The sequence below is a fragment of the Marinospirillum sp. genome (assembly GCF_014859565.1).
The window spans coordinates 1-1,631 of record NZ_JACUUA010000428.1 but is presented as its reverse complement, the minus strand read 5'-3'; the positions used below and the strand labels follow the sequence as shown (position 1 = coordinate 1,631).

General features: G+C 49.4%; 2 protein-coding genes. One reads left to right on the top strand and one right to left on the bottom strand.

What is annotated here, in order from left to right; translation table 11 throughout:
* Positions 1-180 precede the first annotated feature (180 nt).
* Positions 181-852: a glutathione S-transferase gene (locus IBX50_RS20500; RefSeq protein WP_292258269.1), complete on the top strand. Its 672-nt coding sequence runs from the start codon at positions 181-183 to the stop codon at positions 850-852.
* A gap of 15 nt (positions 853-867) precedes the next feature.
* Here the strand turns inward: IBX50_RS20500 and rpiA are convergent, their stop codons facing one another.
* Positions 868-1,545, bottom strand: a complete 678-nt coding sequence (rpiA, locus tag IBX50_RS20495; protein WP_292258267.1) for a ribose-5-phosphate isomerase RpiA — start codon at positions 1,543-1,545, stop codon at positions 868-870.
* Positions 1,546-1,631 lie beyond the last annotated feature (86 nt).

Here is a 1,631-nt window from a genome sequence, read left to right as displayed (position 1 = left end):
TCCAGGGATCAACCCAAACCAGTTCTGGTTTTAAACCCTTTTCCAGGGCAACAACACGTACAAAACGGGCATAGGGTGAGGTGGCATTCAAAAAGAGTTTCATATTTTCTCCTGAAACAGCAGGGCGCTGGAATTACTTTATGCTAAGCTGGTTTTCAAACAAGCGTTTGGAGGCTGTTTATGCTGACTATACATCATCTGGAAAAATCCCGTTCTCACCGCATTCTCTGGATGCTGGAGTTGCTGGGACTGGACTATCAGATCAAGTTTTATCAACGTGCGCCGGGTGTGTTGTTGGCACCGCCGGAATTAAAACAGATCCATCCACTGGGTAAGTCACCGGTCATTACGGATGGTGAGTTGGTGGTGGCTGAATCTGGTGCAATTATTGAATACCTGCTGCAGCGTTATGGAGAAGGTCGCTTCCAACCTGCTGCGGACGATCTGCAAGGTTGGGTCGATTATCGGTACTGGCTGCATTATGCCGAAGGTTCACTGATGCCGGTGTTACTGATGAAGCTGGTATTCACCCAAATTGCAAAACGCCCCATGCCGTTTTTTGTAAAACCTGTGGCAAAAGGTATTAGCAGCAAGGTTTTGGAAACCTTTGTTCAGCCGAACCTGGATACTCATCTTGGTTTTATTGAGCAGCATCTGAAACAACATCAGTGGTTTGCCGGTGATCAATTAACGGCTGCAGATGTGCAGATGAGTTTTCCGATGCTGGCACTGGCAGGACGCTCTGATCTATCGGCTTACCCGGCTATTCAGGCATACAATCAGCGACTGCAGGCAGATCCGGCCTGGCAAAAGGTTGTGACAAAGGCTGGGCCGTTACAAATCCCTGCCTGAGCCACAGGCTGCCAGTCAGCGGCTGGCAGTCAGGCGTTTGACACCACCACTGCAACCCAGCAGTAATACATCTGCGGGGCGATGAGCAAAAATGCCATTAGATACCACACCGGTGATGTTGTTGAGCAGGGTTTCCAGTTTGATCGGGTCATCCAACATAAAGTTGTAACAGTCGATGATCAGGTTGCCGTTGTCGGTTTTTACACCTTCGCGCCATTGTGGATCAGCACCCATTTTGACCAGTTCACGTCCAACATGGCTGCGTGCCATTGGGATAACTTCCACCGGCAAGGGAAAATCCCCCAGTATTGGCACCAGCTTGCTTTCATCAGCAATACAGATGAACTTTTCACTGCAGGCCGCCACAATTTTTTCGCGGGTCAGTGCCGCGCCGCCACCTTTAATCATCTGCAGCCGCTCATTCACTTCATCAGCCCCATCAATGTAAAAGGGCAGAATGCCGGAGCTGTTCAAGTCATACACCTGAATACCATGTGTCTTCAGGCGTTCAGCACTGGCTTCGGAGCTGGCCACTGCACCATCAAAGTCATGTTTCAGTTTTGCCAGTTCATCAATAAAAAAGTTGGCGGTGGAACCGGTACCAATACCAATAATGCTGTCCTTGTAGAGCTGACTGCGAATTTCTTCCAGTGCAGCTTTAGCAACGGCTTGTTTCAGTTCATTCTGGGTCATGATGCTTTCCGGTGTGGTCAATAGGATTGTTGTCAGTATAACAACTCAGCTGCCGGTCTACGACTGGACGCAGCCGCAGCAAAACG